Annotated in this window: 15 protein-coding genes; 7 read left to right on the top strand and 8 right to left on the bottom strand. The window is 64.5% G+C overall.

The window, feature by feature from the left end:
* Positions 1-2 precede the first annotated feature (2 nt).
* Both WDX12_RS19635 and WDX12_RS19630 read left to right on the top strand, forming a co-directional pair.
* The gene (locus WDX12_RS19635; RefSeq protein WP_434721674.1) at positions 3-1,673 is read left to right on the top strand and encodes an ABC transporter ATP-binding protein; all 1,671 of its coding nucleotides are present in this window, start codon (positions 3-5) and stop codon (positions 1,671-1,673) included.
* A gap of 21 nt (positions 1,674-1,694) precedes the next feature.
* On the top strand, positions 1,695-3,062 hold the full coding sequence (locus WDX12_RS19630) for an alpha-glucosidase/alpha-galactosidase (RefSeq protein WP_434721673.1): 1,368 nt from the start codon (positions 1,695-1,697) through the stop codon (positions 3,060-3,062).
* Between the two features lie 89 nt (positions 3,063-3,151).
* Here WDX12_RS19630 and purD read toward each other — a convergent pair whose 3' ends face one another.
* A complete protein-coding gene (gene purD, locus WDX12_RS19625) occupies positions 3,152-4,432 on the bottom strand; it encodes a phosphoribosylamine--glycine ligase (RefSeq protein ID WP_434721672.1) in 1,281 nt (426 codons plus the stop codon).
* A gap of 347 nt (positions 4,433-4,779) precedes the next feature.
* Entirely contained in the window at positions 4,780-5,574 is a 795-nt protein-coding gene (locus tag WDX12_RS19620; protein WP_434721671.1) for a phytanoyl-CoA dioxygenase family protein, read from the bottom strand.
* A 151-nt stretch (positions 5,575-5,725) separates the two neighbouring features.
* On the opposite strand from WDX12_RS19620, the gene WDX12_RS19615 reads away from it, so the two are divergent.
* A complete protein-coding gene (locus tag WDX12_RS19615) occupies positions 5,726-6,637 on the top strand; it encodes a LysR family transcriptional regulator (protein ID WP_434721670.1) in 912 nt (303 codons plus the stop codon).
* Positions 6,638-6,688: 51 nt separating this feature from the next.
* The gene (gene ubiA / locus WDX12_RS19610) at positions 6,689-7,672 is read left to right on the top strand and encodes a 4-hydroxybenzoate octaprenyltransferase (RefSeq protein ID WP_434725678.1); all 984 of its coding nucleotides are present in this window, start codon (positions 6,689-6,691) and stop codon (positions 7,670-7,672) included.
* A 165-nt stretch (positions 7,673-7,837) separates the two neighbouring features.
* Here ubiA and WDX12_RS19605 read toward each other — a convergent pair whose 3' ends face one another.
* The 3 genes from WDX12_RS19605 to WDX12_RS19595 all read right to left on the bottom strand — a co-directional run bounded on the left by WDX12_RS19605 (position 7,838) and on the right by WDX12_RS19595 (position 11,065).
* On the bottom strand, positions 7,838-8,404 hold the full coding sequence (locus tag WDX12_RS19605) for a DUF6101 family protein (protein ID WP_320211926.1): 567 nt from the start codon (positions 8,402-8,404) through the stop codon (positions 7,838-7,840).
* Positions 8,405-8,589: 185 nt separating this feature from the next.
* On the bottom strand, positions 8,590-10,023 hold the full coding sequence (locus WDX12_RS19600; protein WP_434721669.1) for an FAD-binding oxidoreductase: 1,434 nt from the start codon (positions 10,021-10,023) through the stop codon (positions 8,590-8,592).
* Positions 10,024-10,102: 79 nt separating this feature from the next.
* Positions 10,103-11,065 carry an L-threonylcarbamoyladenylate synthase gene (locus WDX12_RS19595; protein WP_434721668.1) on the bottom strand — a complete coding sequence of 321 codons (963 nt, stop codon included), beginning with the start codon at positions 11,063-11,065 and terminating at the stop codon, positions 10,103-10,105.
* Between the two features lie 276 nt (positions 11,066-11,341).
* Between WDX12_RS19595 and WDX12_RS19590 the strand changes: the two genes are divergently transcribed.
* Both WDX12_RS19590 and WDX12_RS19585 read left to right on the top strand, forming a co-directional pair.
* Positions 11,342-11,833 (top strand): hypothetical protein, encoded by a 492-nt coding sequence (locus tag WDX12_RS19590; RefSeq protein ID WP_434721667.1) that lies wholly within the window; start codon positions 11,342-11,344, stop codon positions 11,831-11,833.
* A 132-nt stretch (positions 11,834-11,965) separates the two neighbouring features.
* Positions 11,966-12,355 (top strand): hypothetical protein, encoded by a 390-nt coding sequence (locus tag WDX12_RS19585; protein WP_320294715.1) that lies wholly within the window; start codon positions 11,966-11,968, stop codon positions 12,353-12,355.
* Between the two features lie 118 nt (positions 12,356-12,473).
* Here WDX12_RS19585 and WDX12_RS19580 read toward each other — a convergent pair whose 3' ends face one another.
* Together WDX12_RS19580 and glyS are read right to left on the bottom strand one after the other, a co-directional pair.
* Positions 12,474-12,830, bottom strand: a complete 357-nt coding sequence (locus WDX12_RS19580) for an ATPase (protein ID WP_434721666.1) — start codon at positions 12,828-12,830, stop codon at positions 12,474-12,476.
* A 221-nt stretch (positions 12,831-13,051) separates the two neighbouring features.
* The gene (gene glyS, locus WDX12_RS19575; RefSeq protein WP_434721665.1) at positions 13,052-15,205 is read right to left on the bottom strand and encodes a glycine--tRNA ligase subunit beta; all 2,154 of its coding nucleotides are present in this window, start codon (positions 15,203-15,205) and stop codon (positions 13,052-13,054) included.
* Positions 15,206-15,455: 250 nt separating this feature from the next.
* Between glyS and WDX12_RS19570 the strand changes: the two genes are divergently transcribed.
* Positions 15,456-15,638 carry a hypothetical protein gene (locus WDX12_RS19570; RefSeq protein WP_320294712.1) on the top strand — a complete coding sequence of 61 codons (183 nt, stop codon included), beginning with the start codon at positions 15,456-15,458 and terminating at the stop codon, positions 15,636-15,638.
* Here the strand turns inward: WDX12_RS19570 and WDX12_RS19565 are convergent.
* Positions 15,605-16,294 carry a DUF4328 domain-containing protein gene (locus WDX12_RS19565; RefSeq protein WP_434721664.1) on the bottom strand — a complete coding sequence of 230 codons (690 nt, stop codon included), beginning with the start codon at positions 16,292-16,294 and terminating at the stop codon, positions 15,605-15,607. The genes WDX12_RS19570 and WDX12_RS19565 overlap by 34 nt on opposite strands.
* Positions 16,295-16,338 lie beyond the last annotated feature (44 nt).

The following is a 16,338-nucleotide window of genomic DNA, read 5'->3' as shown; positions in this document are numbered from 1 at the left end:
GGATGACGACGATCGCGCTCGCAGACAATTTTGCTCCGGCCGTCCGGTACGACCACAATGGTCGGCACGACCAGCCAGTCATCGACGCCCGCAACATCGAGGTCGCCTTCAAGGTCGAGCACGGCACCGTCGAGGCGGTGAAGGACATCTCGTTCCAGCTCTATCGCGGCGAGACGATCGCCATCGTCGGCGAATCCGGCTCCGGCAAGTCGGTGACGGCGCGCACGGTCATGGGCCTCTTGTCTCGCCGGGCGACCGTGTCGCCGCGGTCCAGCATCGACTATTGCGGGCAGGACATCCTGAAGTTCGCGGAAAGCGCGCGGCGCAAGCTGCGCGGCAACCGCATCTCGATGATCTTCCAGGAGCCGATGAGTTCGCTCAATCCGATCTACACGGTCGGAAGCCAGATCGTCGAGGCGATCCGGGTGCATCGCAAGATGAGCCGCAGGCAAGCCTGGGCGCGCGCGCTCGAGCTCCTGCGGCATGTCCAGATCCCCGAGCCGGAAGCGCGGCTCAAGCAGTATCCGCACCAGCTGTCGGGCGGCCAGCGGCAGCGCGTGATGATCGCCATGGCCTTGGCCAACGAGCCGGACGTGCTGATCGCCGACGAGCCGACCACGGCGCTCGACGTCACGGTGCAGGCGCAGATCCTGAACCTGATCCGCAACCTGCAAAAAGAGCTGCGGATGGCGGTGATCCTGATCACGCACGACCTCACCGTCGTGCGCAAGTTCTCCGACTATGTCTATGTCATGCAGCATGGCGAGATGTGCGAGCACAACGTCACCGAGCGGCTGTTCGCCGAGCCGCGGCATCCCTATACGCAGCGGCTTCTCGCCTCGGAGCCGCGCGGGCGGCCGCAGCCGCTGCCGCAGGGCAGCGGCACCATCCTCGAGGCGAACGGCGTGCGCGTCTGCTTCATGTTGCGCCACGGCTCATTCCTCAAGCCGGACTGGCGCGAACTGGTCGCGGTCGACGACCTCGACCTGAAGCTTTGCCGTCACGAGACGCTGGGACTGGTCGGCGAATCTGGCTCCGGCAAGACCACATTCGGCCAGGCGCTGCTCCGGTTGCAGGATGCCAAACGTGGTGAGATCCGCTTCGATGGCCAGCCGATCCAGAAGCTGACACGCGCCGAAATGCGGCCGCTGCGCTCGCGCATGCAGATCGTCTTCCAGGACCCGTTCTCCTCGCTCAATCCGCGCATGACGATCGGCCAGATCATCGAGGAAGGATTGGTCGTCAACAGGTTGGGCGCGACGCGGCGCGAACGGGTCGACCGCGTGCGCGAGGCGCTGGTCAGCGCCGGCATGCCCGGCAACATCCTGTCGCGCTTCCCGCACGAATTTTCCGGCGGCCAGCGGCAGCGCATCGCGATCGCCCGCGCCATCGCGCTGGAGCCCGAATTCATCCTGCTCGACGAGCCGACTTCGGCGCTCGACCTCTCGGTGCAGGCGCAGATCATCGACCTGCTGCGCAAGCTGCAGGACGAGCGCGGCCTGAGCTACCTGTTCATCTCGCACGACCTCAAGGTGGTGCGGGCGCTGTGCCACCGCGTCATCGTCATGCAGCATGGCAAGATCGTCGAGCAGGGACCTGTCGACGAGGTCCTTTCCAATCCCAAGACCGCCTACACCGAACGGCTCGTCAGGGCCGCCTTCGACGTGGCGTAGCAAAAGTGCCGGAGGCTTACAGTGGCAAGGAATCCCAGGATCACGTTCATCGGCGCCGGCTCGACGGTGTTCATGAAGAACATCGTCGGCGACGTGCTGCAGCGTCCGGCGCTGTCGGGCGCGACGATCGCGCTGATGGACATCAATCCGCAGCGGCTGGAAGAAAGCGCCGTCGTCGTCAACAAGCTGATCGCGACGCTGGGCGTCAAGGCCAAGGCCGAGACCTATTCCGACCAGCGCAAGGCATTGAAAGGCGCCGACTTCGTCGTCGTCGCCTTCCAGATCGGCGGCTATGAGCCCTGCACCGTCACCGACTTCGAGGTGCCTAAGAAATACGGCCTGCGCCAGACGATCGCCGACACGCTCGGCGTCGGCGGCATCATGCGGGGCCTGAGGACCGTGCCTCATCTGTGGAAGATCTGCGAGGACATGCTCGCCGTCTGTCCCGAAGCGATCATGCTGCAATATGTGAACCCGATGGCGATCAACACCTGGGCGATCGCCGAGAAATATCCCACGATCAAGCAGGTGGGTCTCTGCCATTCGGTGCAGGGCACGGCGATGGAACTGGCGCACGACCTCGACCTTCCCTATGACGAGATCCGCTACCGCTCGGCCGGCATCAACCACATGGCGTTTTATCTCAAGTTCGAGCATCGCCAGCCGGACGGCACCTACCGCGACCTCTATCCCGATCTCGTGCGCGCCTATCGCGAGGGCCGCGCGCCGAAGCCCGGCTGGAACCCGCGCTGCCCGAACAAGGTGCGCTACGAGATGCTGACCCGGCTCGGCTATTTCGTCACCGAAAGCTCGGAGCATTTCGCCGAGTACACGCCCTATTTCATCAAGGACGGGCGCGGCGACCTGATCGAGAAATACGGCATCCCGCTCGACGAATACCCGAAACGCTGCATCGAGCAGATCGAGCGCTGGAAGGGCCAGGCGGAGGCCTACCGCTCGGCAGACCGGATCGAGGTCGAGCAATCCAGGGAATACGCCTCCTCGATCATGAACTCGGTATGGACCGGCGAGCCGTCGGTGATCTACGGCAATGTGCGCAACAATGGCTGTATCACCTCGCTGCCTTTCGACTGCGCCGCGGAAGTGCCGTGCCTGGTCGATGCCTCGGGTATCCAGCCCACTTACATCGGCGATCTGCCGCCGCAACTGACGGCGCTGATCCGCACCAACATCAACGTGCAGGAACTGACGGTGCGGGCGCTGATGAGCGAAAACCGCGAGCACATCTACCACGCCGCGATGATGGACCCGCATACGGCGGCCGAGCTCGATCTCGACCAGATCTGGTCACTGGTCGACGATCTGCTTGCCGCGCATGGCGACTGGCTGCCGGCCTGGGCGCGGACAGGCAGAAGCAAGGCGGCTTAGAGCAATTCCAGGAAAAGTGCGTAGCGGCTTTCCGTCCGGAATTGCGTAAAACAAAGACTTAGAGCGGTTCGGCGATTCCGTGAAACGCTCTAGGCGCCGGCTTTCTCGCGTGCGATGGCCTGCCAGCCGATGTCGTGCCGATAAAAGCCTTGCGGCCAGTCGATATGGTCGATCGCCGCGTAGGCCTTTGCTTGCGCCTCGCCGACCGTGGCGCCGAGCGCGGTGACGTTGAGCACGCGGCCGCCATTGGCGACCAGCGCGCCGCCGTTGATGGCGGTGCCGGCGTGGAAGACCTGGACGCCCTCGCCTTCCGCCTTATCGAGGCCGCGGATGACCGAGCCCTTTTCCGGCGTGCCGGGATAGCCCCTCGCCGCCATCACCACGGTCAACGCCGTGTCATCGCTCCAGCGGATAGACATATGCGCGAGCTGGCCGTCGACGGCGGCGTTGAGCAGGACGAGCAGATCGTCCTTCAGCCGCATCATCAGCACCTGGCATTCGGGATCGCCGAAGCGGGTGTTGTACTCGATCAGCTTGGGGCCCTGGTCGGTGATCATCAAGCCGGCGAAGAGGATGCCGGCAAAGGGCGCGCCGATATCGGCCATGCCGCGCATGGTCGGCTCGATGATCTCGCGCATGGTGCGCTCGGTCATTTCCGGCGTCATCACCGGCGCCGGCGAATAGGCGCCCATGCCGCCAGTGTTCGGCCCGGTGTCGCCGTCGCCGACGCGCTTGTGGTCCTGCGCCGTGCCGAAGGGCAGCGCGGTGGCGCCGTCGCACAGGCAGAAGAAGCTCGCCTCCTCGCCGGTCAGATATTCCTCGACGACGACCTCGGCGCCGGCGGCTCCGAATGCGCCGTCGAAACAGGCCTCCAGCGCGGCGTTCGCCTCCTCCAAAGTCATGGCGATGGTGACGCCCTTGCCGGCTGCGAGCCCGTCGGCCTTGATGACGATCGGCGCGCCTATCTTCTCGACATAGGCCTTTGCCGTGCCGAGATCGCCGAAGCGGCCATAGGCGGCGGTCGGGATGTCGAATTTGGCGCAGAGATCCTTGGTGAAGCCCTTCGAGCCCTCGAGCCTTGCCGCGGCCTTTGACGGACCGAAGACGCGGACGCCCCAGGCGCGCAGATCATCGGCGATGCCGGCGACCAGCGGACCTTCCGGGCCCACAACGACGAGGTCGATCTTCTTTTCCTGGCAGAAGGACGCGACGGCAGAATGGTCGGCAACGTCGAGCTTGACCAGCTCGGCGACACGGCCGATGCCCGGATTGCCGGGTGAGGCATAGAGCTTCGTCAGCAGCGGCGAGGCGGACATCTTCCAGGCGAGCGCATGTTCGCGGCCACCCGAGCCGAGAAGAAGAACATTCATGGCCACCTCTTGCTGATCGTCTCCCTGAACCCGCTATTGGTCCGCGGGCGACGGGTCAAGGCGTCTTGGCATTTTGGCGGCAATTGCGCACGGGAACATGGCCCTGATCAAGATGTGATGAGACAGGTCCCGCATTCGGTCAGTTCCGCCCCAACCTCGTCATTCTATGGCGGAGCAGGAGCGAAGCGACGCGCGCAGACCATAGAATTCATGCCGTGACTTGGAAGCGCTGTTGCAGTGCAGAATTCTGCTCCGTTGCACGCTGTGGCGAAGGTAACGGAATGGATCCTCGGGTCTGCGCGTCCGCTTCGCTACCGCTCCGCCCGTGGATGACGAGGCAGGGCCGTTCAGCTCCGGAAAACGACTGGAAACCAGTCCTCGCGCAGTTTCTGGCCGGGCTTCATGTCGTGGCCCGGATAGGGCGGCGAGGTGCGGCCGGGACGTTCGACATAACGCGCGTCGTCGCCGACCCAGCGCAGCGACAGCGCCCGGCGCCGCGCCGACGTCATGTTGCCGCGCGCGCCGTGGGCGGTGCGGAAGTCGAACAGGATGGCGTCGCCCGGCTCCATCTCCCATTCGAGCACCTTCATCGACGGGTCGTTGTCGGGATCCGGAACCGGCCGGTAGTCGCCCTCGCTGGCATAGAAATTGTCGTCGTTCAGCCAGCGCACCGGCAGCACCATCTTTTCCCATTTGTGCGAGCCGGCGATCAGCCTCAGCGTCGCCTCCTTCACCGGATCGATCGGAATCCAGAAGCTCACCGTCTGGCTGCCGTCGACGAAGTAATAGGGAATGTCCTGGTGCCACGGCGTCGGCTTCTGGGTGCCGGGCTCCTTGACCAGGACGTGATCGTGGAAGAACTGGGCGCTGCGCGACTGCATGACGGCGGCGGCGAGCTCGGCGGCCGGCGATTCGCGCACGATCCTGACGAATTCCGGGATGCGCTCCCAGTTGCAGTAATCGTCGAAGAAGCTGCCCTTGCCGCCGGCGATGTCGGAGGCGGTGGCGCTGCGGTTCTCAATGTTGCGTTCGATGCCGTCGGCGATGACATCGACCCAGTCCTTGAAGGCGCCGCGGATGCAGACAGCGCCGTCGCGCTGGTAATCGGCAATCGTCGAAGCATCGATCTTTGGGCTGGCCATGGCGCTCTGTCTCTCTTTGTTTGACGCAATTCCGGACGGAAAACCGCTGCACACTTTTCCTGGAATTGCTCGCGGTTCGGTGGCCCGACTATCGCAAGCGCCAGACATCGCGTAAAATAATAACTTGTCATCTAGTTTATAGTTTTTGCCTATGAGACTGACGCTCACCCAGTTGCGCTATGTCGTTGCCGTGGCCCGCTATGGCAGCGTGACCGCCGCCGCCTCGGCGCTCAATGTGTCGCAGCCGTCGATCTCGGTGGCGATCGACAATGTCGAGGATGCGCTTGGCCAGAAGCTGTTCGTGCGCCAGCGGGGAAGCGGCGTTGCGCTGACATCCTTCGGCCGCAGGGCCGTCGCCAAGGCAAGGCAGGTGCTTGGCGAGGCGGACGAGCTCGCCGCGCTCGGATCACGTGATGCCGATATCGGCGGCGAGCTGGTGCTGGGCTGCTTCGAGGACCTGGCGCCCTATTTCGCGCCGGCGCTGATGCGCGCCTTCGCCGAGCGCTGCCCGGCCGTCACGGTCATCATCGGCGACGAGACCTTCGACACGCTGGGGCGGCGCCTCGCCGACAGCGCCGTCGACCTCGGCCTCACCTACGATCTCGGCCTTCCAGGCCATTTCAAGCGCATTCTGCTGCACGAATTGCGGCCGCACGCGCTTCTGCCGGCGGGCCATGCGCTGGCGGACAAGCATGCGGTCAGCCTGGCGGAGCTTGCTGAGCATCCGCTGATCACCACCGACCAGCCGCATAGCTGGCAGCACATGCTGGATCTTTTCCTGAGCCGTGGCCTGTCGCCAATCGCCCGGGCGACGACGAGTTCGTTCGAATTGCAGCGCTCCATGGTGGCCAACGGCTTCGGCGTCGCGGTCAGCTATACAAGGCCCTATGGCGACCGCAGCTATGACGGCCTGCCGCTGGTCTGCAAACCGCTCTCGGATCCGCTGCCGATGCAGCGCATCATCCTGACCCACGACACGCGCCAACGCCTGTCGAAGGCGGCCATGGCCTTCATCGATATCGCCAAGGCATGGTTTGCCAGTCACGATGTTTTCACTGCTTAAGCGACACTGCGTCCGCTTGACGGCGCCCCTTGCTGCTGCCACTCCAGCGTGATGGAACCCGTCCAGTCGAAAGCGATCCAGGGCCGTGTCGCCGACGCGCCGAGCGGCCATTGGGTCTATCGGGTGTTGCCGCGCTGGCTCTGGCCCTACGCGCAGCTCGCGCGCTGGGACCGGCCGATCGGCTGGCAGCTGCTGCTGTGGCCCTGCTGGTGGTCGGCGGCACTTGCCGCGGGCGCCTATCCGCGTTCGACCGATCCGCTGCTGACGCTGCTTCCGGCGCCCTGGTACCTGCTGCTGTTCTTCATCGGCGCGGTGGCCATGCGCGGCGCCGGCTGCACCTACAACGACCTCGCCGACGAGGAAATCGACAACCAGGTCGAGCGCACCCGCTCGCGGCCGCTGCCCGCCGGCAAGGTGACGCGCCGCCAGGCCTGGACCTTCGTCATCATCCAGGCGCTCATCGGGCTTGCCGTGCTGTTGCAGTTCAACAGCTTCGCCATTCCGCTCGGCATCGCCTCGCTGGCGATCGTGGCCGTCTATCCCTTCATGAAGCGCATCACCAACTGGCCGCAATTCGTGCTGGGGCTTGCCTTCTCCTGGGGCGCGCTGATGGGCTGGGCGGTCGAGTTCGGCGACATCGATGACCCGGCGATCATGCTCTATATCGGCTCGATCCTGTGGGTGATCGGCTACGACACGATCTATGCGCATCAGGACAAGGAAGACGACGCGATCGTCGGCGTGCGCTCGACGGCGCGGCTGTTCGGCGACAACACCAAGACCTGGCTCACCGGACTCTATGGCGGCGCGCTCATCTGCTTCGCCATCGCCTTCGCTTCGGCGCAGGTGCCCGTGGTGTCGCTCGCCGGGCTGATCGCCGCCGGCGCGCATATGGCGCGCCAGATCATCCGGCTCGACATCAACAATCCGGATCAATGCCTGAAACTGTTCAAGTCGAACAACCAGGTCGGTTGGCTGATCTTCCTCGGCCTGATCGGCGGGTCAGTGTGGATATGGCTGAAGCCGCTGGTTTAGCGGGGCGCCTTCCCTTCTCCCCCTGGGGGAGAAGGTGTCGCCGAAGGCGACGGATGAGGGGTGCTCCAGGGAACACCGACGTCTCACTCCGCTGGAGCACCCCTCATCCGTCTCGGCGCTTCGCGCCGATCCACCTTCTCCCGCAAGGGGAGAAGGAAAGCCGCGCTACTCCCGCGCGATAATCTCCTGGCCGTCGATGACGAGCCTGAGGCCCAGATTGCCGGCCTTGCGGCGGGCAAGGAAGCGCGGGCGGCGCATATTGGAGACGCGGCCCTTGCGGCGCTCCTGCGGCGGCAGCGCCTTGATGGCGGCGCCGAGCGATTCTTCCAGTGTGCGGGCAATGCCGTCGGCCTCGATCAGCAGCATCGGCAGGCGATAGGCATCGGCCCAGGCGCGCCAGTCGGCGGCGACGTCGTCGAGGTCGTCGGCGACCAGAAGCGGCACCGACAGCATCGGATCATTGTGCAGCAGTTCCAGCGTCACCGTGACGTTGCCGTCCGGATCCTCCATGGCGCGCGCGGCGACGCCGCGGAACGCATTGGGGGGCAGCGCGATGATCGCCGGCACGCCGCTCATCTCCAGCATGCGGCGGATGACGGCGCCGCGCTGGTCGATGGTGAAGGTCACATCGCCATAGTCGTCGCGGGTGGCATAGCTCACCATCTGCGGCAGGCGAAACGGGTCGAGGCGCATATTGCGCCCGGCCCAGACTGGCTTCAGTCCAGTGTTCATCGATGTCTTCCCTGTTATTCCTGAGGGCCGTTTTTCCGGTTCTCTCAGGGCCGGTTTTTCCGGCCTCGTTATGGGAAGAAACATTAGCGCTCGCTTCTTACCGGCGCGCTTAAGAAAGTCGGTTAAATTTTGCTGATCTCAGGGATGGTTATCGGAATGCGACTGGCCACCAGATATGGGAAGGATCAGATAACCTTACCGGGATTCATGATGCCGGCCGGATCGAAGGCAGCCTTCACCCGGCGCATCAAATCGATCGCCATCGGCGGCGCCGTGGCGATCAGTTCGTCGCGCTTCAATTGACCGATGCCGTGCTCGGCCGAGATCGAGCCATGGAAGGAGCGCACGACGTCGTGCACCGCCTTGTTCATGGGGTGGTAGAGGTCGAGGAACGCCTCGTCCTGCCAGTCCACGGGACGCGAGATGTTGTAGTGCAGATTACCGTCGCCCATGTGGCCGAAGCAGACCACGCGCGCCCCGGGGCAGACCCCCTCCACCACGCCGGCCGCCTTTTCGATGAACTCCGGGATCGAGGCGATCGGCACCGAGATGTCGTGCTTGATCGAGGCGCCCTCCGGCTTCTGGCATTCGGGCAGCGTCTCGCGGAAATTCCAGAAGGCGTCGCCCTGGGCAAGGCTTGCCGACACCACCGCGTCGCCGACGATGCCCTGCTCCAGGCCGGCCGAAAGAATCTCCTCGATCAGCGCCTTGCCGTCTTCTTCGGAACGGCCGGACGAGACCTGCATCAGCACATACCACGGCCAGTCGTCGGCCAGCGGCCGGGTAATGCCTTGCCCGTGCTTGAGCGTGAAGTCGTAGGGCCTCTTGGCGATCAACTCGAAAGCGGTGAGCGAAGCGCCGGCGCGGTCCATCGCCAAGGTGAATAGCGAAAGCGCGTCCTGCGGGGACGACGGCAGCCCGGCAAAGGCGACCTCCCTGCCCTTCGGCTTCGGGAAAAGCTTCAGCACCGCGGCGGTGATGATGCCGAGCGTGCCTTCGGCGCCGACGAAGAGGTTTTTCAGATCGTAGCCGGTGTTGTCCTTCTTCAATTTGCGAAGGTCGTCGAACACCTCGCCGGTCGGCAGCACGACTTCGACGCCGAGGCAGAGCTCGCGCGCATTGCCGTAAGCAAGCACGCCGGTGCCGCCGGCATTGGAGGACAGATTGCCGCCAATCTGGCAGGAGCCTTGGGCCGCGAGAGACAGCGGAAACAGCCGGCCGGCGGCGTCGGCCGCTTCCTGCAGCGTCTGCAGGATCACGCCGGCCTCGGCGGTCACCGTATTCGACAAGACATCGATCTCGCGGATGCGGTTCAGCCGTGACAGCGACAGCACGATGTCGTGGCCGGATTTGTCCGGCACCTGGGCGCCGACCAGCCCGGTGTTGCCGCTCTGCGGCACGACCGGCGTTCCGGTCTCGGTCGCAAGACGCATGATGCGGCGCACTTCCTCGACGCTGCCCGGCCTCAACACCAGCGATGTGCGGCCATGCCAAAGGCCGCGCCGCTCGGTGATGTAAGGCGCGATATCGGCCTGGTCGCGCAGCGCATATTTGTCGCCGACGATGGCCACGAAGCGGTCGATGACGGCGGGATCGAGATCGAAGGGCTGATCGTTCATGATGCAAACCCTAGAGCAATTCCAGGAAAAGTGCGAAACGGTTTTCCGTCCGGAATTGCGTCAAAACAAAGAGATAGGCTCAGCCGTTCTTGTCACGCGGCGCGGCGGCGCGGGCAAGCCGGTCGTTGATCGCCTCGCCCAGGCCCTCGAACGGGATCGGCTCGACGGCGATGGTGGCGGCGCCGGCACGGTCGAGCGCCTGCATGAAGGCGAAGAGGTTGCTGGCCGCCTCGCGCAGGTCGCCCGTTTCGGAGAGATTGCGCAGCGCGACGGCCCGCTCCCAGCCCGCGGCGCGGTTGCGGCCGAACGCAAGCAAAGCCTCGCCTTGGGCAACGTCCTCGACATTGAGCCGCATCGCGGCGCCTGGCGCGTAATGCGAGGCAAGCATGCCCGGCGCCTCGATGCCGCTGGCGCCGCGCGATAGTTTCGCGCCGGCCACCGCCTCGATCTCCTCGGCGGAGATGCCGCCGGGCCGCAGCAGCCGCAGCTTGCCGTTCTCGACCTTGAGAATAGTCGATTCCAGCCCGACAGGCGTCGCGCCGCCATCGACGACCAGCCTGATCCTGTCGCCGAGATCGGCCGCGACCGCGCCCGCCGTGGTGCCGCTGATCCTTCCGGAGGAATTGGCGCTGGGGGCGGCGAGCGGCCGGCCGAGCCGCGCGATCAGCTCGCCGCCGAACCCGCGCGGCATGCGCAGCGCGATCGTGTCCAGCCCCGCCGTGACCAGCGGATGGATGCCGCTGTCCGCCCTGTGCGGCAACACCAAGGTCAGCGGGCCGGGCCAGAAGGCTTCGGCCAGTCTTGCCGAAAGCGGATCGAAGCCGGCGATACGGTCCGCCATCGCGCGATCGGCGACATGGGCGATCAGCGGGTTGAAGCGCGGCCGGCCCTTGGCCTCGAAAATGCGCGCCACGGCGACGCCATTGGTGGCATCGCCGGCAAGGCCGTAAACCGTCTCGGTCGGGATGGCGACGACGTCGCCGCCTTCGAGCAACGCCAAAGCCCGCTCCAGAGCCTCGCCGATCGCCAGTATCTCAGCCAAATTCGCCACCAGTCCTGATGCATGTTGCCCAAAAGTGTGCAGCGGTTTTGGGACAACGACATGCATGAAACAAAACCTAAAGCGCGTCGATTGAATCCGTTTCAACGCGACGCGCTTTAGACATGCCGGTCCCGTAATACGGCCGCTTGCATCGGGCAAGTGCGGGCATTGGCGATTTATCAATCCCTAAAATGTTAAGTTTCCGCGCAAGCCGGCTTCAATGTGCCGGCTCTAAGGTGCGGGCTTGAGTTGGTTGCGGGCTGGGGAGTTTTTGTGATGCGTTTGCTCGGAGCGTTCGGTATCAGCCTTTTGGCGATGAGCGGCGCGGCACAGGCTTCGTCGATCGTCGTTGTCGGACTCTCGACCTCGACGCCTTCCGTCGTCAGGCTGAATGCAATCGAGGCAACCAAGCAGTCCGCGGCCTCGACGCCGTCGATGATAGCGCTGGGCGATCCCGTGCCCGCCGTCACCGACGAAAAGGTCGCGGCAATTCCCGAGAAGTCCGGGCACCAGCAGGCCCCGATGATCATCCGGGGCGGCATTGTCGGCGGCGCCTTCTCGACGCCGGCGGCGACCGCGTCGGCCAAACCCGCAACACCGACAACCACACCCGCGGCCACCGCGCCGGCAAACGGCACTTCGACGGCGACGCCCGCGAACGGCACCGCGTCCGCTTCGAACGGCAAAACCGGCAACCAGCCCGCCGCGACGGCCAACGCGCAGCCTCCAAATGCGCAGCCGCTGCCGCGCGTCGGCAAGGCGATGTAGATCACACTGCACACCACCTCGATGTGCTAGGCGCAGTTTGTCGGGACGCAATTCCGAACGGAATTGCCTGTCCGATCTCCGTCATCGGGATATGGCACGATGGGTTGGCGTTTCAAAAAGAAGGGGGATTTCATGACTGTCTCGAAAGCAATGGCCGTCGCCGGGTTGATGGCGGCAATAGCGCTGAGCGCGGGCACGGCGCGGGCCGACGACATGCTCGGTTCTTACACGGCGCGCATTTCCGATCGCGATCATCGCGCCAGCGACGGCTATCCGCTGAGCAGCGCGGCGCAGATGGTGCGGCAGGACCGCGCCAACTGGCACAAGTTCCACCGGCGCGACAGCGACGACCAGGGCGATTCCTGGTTCCGCAGCGATGGTTCGCGCGCCGACCTGCAGCGCATGCTGGAACGTGGCGGCGCCATGAGCAGCGCCACAAGGCGGGCCATCGTCAATGGCGAGCCGTTGATCGAGGTCGACGTCTATCCCGACAGCGTGCGGGTCAGCATCGTGGAAGATTGACGGGTCAATCTTCCTGGAAGATTGACGAGGTCAGCTTCTCGAAGAGTGACAGGGCAAGCCTGACGAAAAGGGGCGACGCATAACGCGCCGCCCCTCATTTCAGACGAGAGGAGACGGCTCAGGCCGCGTCTTCCTTGTCGTCATCGTCGGACTCGTCGGCGTCGTCTTCATCGTCGTCGCCATCTTCATCCTCGTCGTCGGACTTATCGTCGCCCGAGGCTTTGGCTTCTTCGTCGGCGTCTTCGTGTTCGTCGTCGCCGTCTTCGTCGTCATCTTCATCCTCGTCGTCCGACTCATCGTCGGCCGAGGCAGTGGCCTCCTCGTCGTCGCCTTCTTCCTCATCGTCTTCGGATGGCTCGGCGGATTCGACCGCCGCGGCGGCAGCGTGGTCGAGCAGGTTTTCGGAAGCGGATTCGATGGCCTCGGCGGCGGCCGGGGTCTCTTCAATCAGGTCGATATCGTCAACGGAATTCATGGCATGCCTCCGTGGTTGGGGAACGTCTTTTGTCTGATGCATGTCGTGGTCCCGGAACCGCTGCACACTTCCGGGCGACATGTATCGGTTGTCCCATGCGGAGGTCATCGTCATATGACTGTAAGCCGGCTCCGGCGCATTAAATTTCGTGCGCCGAATTGTCGAGGAATGCCCGCATCCTAGCGGATGCGGGCAAGTTGGAAGGCGCGATTTTCGCGCTATCAGCCGACGATTTTTGAAAAATCCGCGACCTGATCGGTGGCGGTCCGGATGCGGGCAAGCAGCGCCAGACGGTTAGCGCGCACGGCCTGGTCCTCATCATTCACGAGAACGCCCTCAAAGAATGAATCAACCGGTTCGCGCAACACGCTAAGCGCCAGCATGGCAGCCGAAAAATCTTCGTTTTGAATCGCTTGGCCGGCTTCCTTCTCGGCCTGATTCACCGCGGCATTGAGCTTCTTTTCCGCTCCCTCGCGGAACAGCGCCGGCTCAACAGTCTCGGCGACCGGCGTTTTCTTCTTCTCCTCGGCGGCCAGGATGTTGGCGGCGCGCTTGGTGCCGGCGAGCAGGTTCCTGCCCTCGTCGGTGTCGAGCAAGGAACCGAGCGCCTCGACGCGGCGCACGATCTGCAGCAGGTCGTCGGACTGCGGCGTGATGACTGCGTCGATCAGATCGTGCCGGGCGCCCTGGTCGCGAAGATAAACCTTCAGGCGGTCGTGGAAGAAGGCAAGGAGGTCGGACGACTGATCCGCGCCGCCTTTGAAGTTTGCAAAGGCCTTGGCGAAAACAGACTTCAGCGCCAGGCGAATCCGGTTCTCGATGAGGATCCTCACCACGCCAAGCGCGGCGCGGCGCAGGGCGAACGGATCCTTCGAGCCAGTCGGCTTTTCATCGATCGCCCAGAAGCCGGTCAGCGTGTCGAGCTTGTCGGCGAGCGCGACGGCAACCGAGACCGGATCGGTCGGCACGCGATCAGACGGGCCTTGCGGCTTGTAGTGCTCCTCCGCGGCGGCCGCGACCGACGGATGCTCGCCCTGCAGCAGCGCATATTTGCGGCCCATTGCGCCCTGAAGTTCGGGGAACTCGCCAACCACCTCGGTCTGCAGGTCAGCCTTGGCGAGCACGGCGGCGCGGGCGACCAATGCGGTATCGGCACCGACGACAGGCGCAAGCCCTCGCGCCAGCTGCTTGATGCGCTCCACACGCGCACCTTGCGTGCCGAGTTTGGCATGGAAGGTGACGTTGAGATGATCGAGGCGTGCCATGCGCTGGTCGAGCGGCTTCTTCAGGTCGAGGCCGAACTTCGCCGCCGACTCTTGCAGCATGCCGAGGTCCGGCAGATCGCCCTGGTCGGTCTTCCAGAAATAGAGCGCGTCGGACAGGCGCGCGCGCACCACCTTGCCGTTGCCGCGCGCGATCTCCTTGCCGCCGTCGCTCGCCTCGATGTTGGCGACCGGGATGAAGCGGTTCGACAGGTCCTCGGCCGCACCTTGTGGCCGGGTGACGAAGCATTTCTGGTTGGCTCGGATGGTGAGGCGGATGACCTCGCCCGGAATGGTGAGGAAATCCTGCTCGAACTCGCCCATCAGCACGACCGGCCATTCGACCAGGCCGGAAACCTCCTCCAGCAGGCCCTCGTCCTCGACCAGGTCGAGGCCGTTGGCGAAGGCGATGTTGCGCGCATCGGCCAGGATGATCTCCTTGCGCCGGTCGGCGTCGAGCACGACCTTGGCCGCCTCGAGCTTCGACACATAGTCGTCGAAGCGGCGCACGGTGATCGCGCCCGGCGCGTGGAAACGGTGGCCATAGGTGACGTTGCCGGCGCGGATGCCGTCGATCTCGAAATCGACCACGACCGGCTCTTCGGTCTCCGGGCCAAAAGTGCAGACGATCGACTGCAGCGGCCGCACCCAGCGCAGCGAGCCGGGTTTTGCCGAGGCCGGCCCCCAGCGCATCGATTTCGGCCAGGGGAAGGCGCGAATGATGCCCGGCACCAGTTCGGCGATGATCTCCTCGGCCGCCCTGCCCGGCTTCGCGATATGGGCGACGTAGAAGTCGCCCTTCTTCGGGTCGGAATGGACATGCGCCTCGGCGATCGACGAAAGCCCGGCCTTGCGCAGGAAACCCTGCACCGCCTGCTCGGGCGCCGTGGTCGAGGGACCCTTGATCTCCTCGCGGATGTCCTTGGAGCGCGCCGTCAGCCCGCGGATGTCGAGCGCCAGGCGCCGCGGCGTCCAGTATTCGCGCGCCGCTTCATAGGTCAGACCCGCCTCGACCAGACCATCGGTCAGCATCTTCCTCAGGTCGCCGGCAGCCTTGCGCTGCATGCGGGCGGGAATCTCTTCCGAGCGAAGTTCTAGCAATAGGTCAGGCATGATTTGGCTCCCACCCTCCCCTTGATGGGAAGGGCCGGCGCGTCAGCGCCGTAACGAATGGGCGGGAAATAGCAACTCGGCCGGCCGCTGTCACCCCGCTAGCGGATCGCCTCTTGAAGCGAATTCACGGAATTTCAAGCCGCTGTCGGGACGCAACGAGGTCGATCGTCCTTGGAGCAGAACTTCCCATGAACCGAATGCTGCGCTGAAGCGACACACGCTCAGGCAGAGACCTATTGGCTGAACGACGATGAAAACGGCATCGAGAACCCTGCAGATCCTGGCGCTCAGCGCCTGCTTCGCCGCCCAGATGCACGGCGTGATCACGATGCCGGGGGTGAGGCAGGCCATGCGCACGATCGATGGCTCGAGCGGCCAGAATATCCTGGCTGCGGTGACCTATGCTGTTTCAGGCAAGCCGGCGCTGTCCTGAGGCATTGCGGGAGCGGCGGCGGGCCAGGCGGTTTGCCGCCGATAAATCTCCTTCACGACTTCCAGGAAAAGCAGGCTCAGCACAACGCTGGCGACATCGGAGACGGCAGTCGCAATCGAGGCGTTCTTCAGTTCCGGAATTTCCCGCGCTTTCATGGAGAGCCTGAAGGAGACCCGGCCGAGCGCGTTGGCCACCAGCCAGGCGGCCCACCAGCCCTGAAGCGTTCCGGATGTTCCGGCCGATTTCCAGTCGGGAGACCCACTGCTTGCCCGCCAAATCTCCAACATCGCCTGATAGGGCTTCCAAAGGTTGGCGATAGGGATGAAATACCAGCCGATCGCCCAGCCGGGGGTGAACTCCATGCCACGGGCGCCAAGCGCCCTGGCGTTCTTGTTGGCCAGTCTGATCCAGCCGAGAATGACAATCGCCTGCGCGAGATAGAGAACGAGCTGGACGATGCCTATCGCCCCCTGCCGGCTGTCGTTCCGATTGGCCGCGGCGGTGACATCGTAATCATAGGTGCCGGCTTCGATATCACTCAGCAGCCAGATCTCCGACAGACCTGAAAGTACGGCGATCACGTCGACGGCGATGCCGATCCACAGCAGCCTGACGACCCAGCTCGTACTTGTCGAAAAATTCTTGAGAATGCCCACGCTGCCTGTTCCCCCCAGCACGTTCCTGCAACCTACACGGGAAC

It is taken from the genome of Mesorhizobium sp. RIZ17, assembly GCF_051127865.1.
In the GTDB taxonomy this organism is placed as follows: Bacteria; Pseudomonadota; Alphaproteobacteria; order Rhizobiales; family Rhizobiaceae; genus Mesorhizobium; species Mesorhizobium humile.
This window is presented reverse-complemented; position numbering and strand designations above follow the sequence as displayed.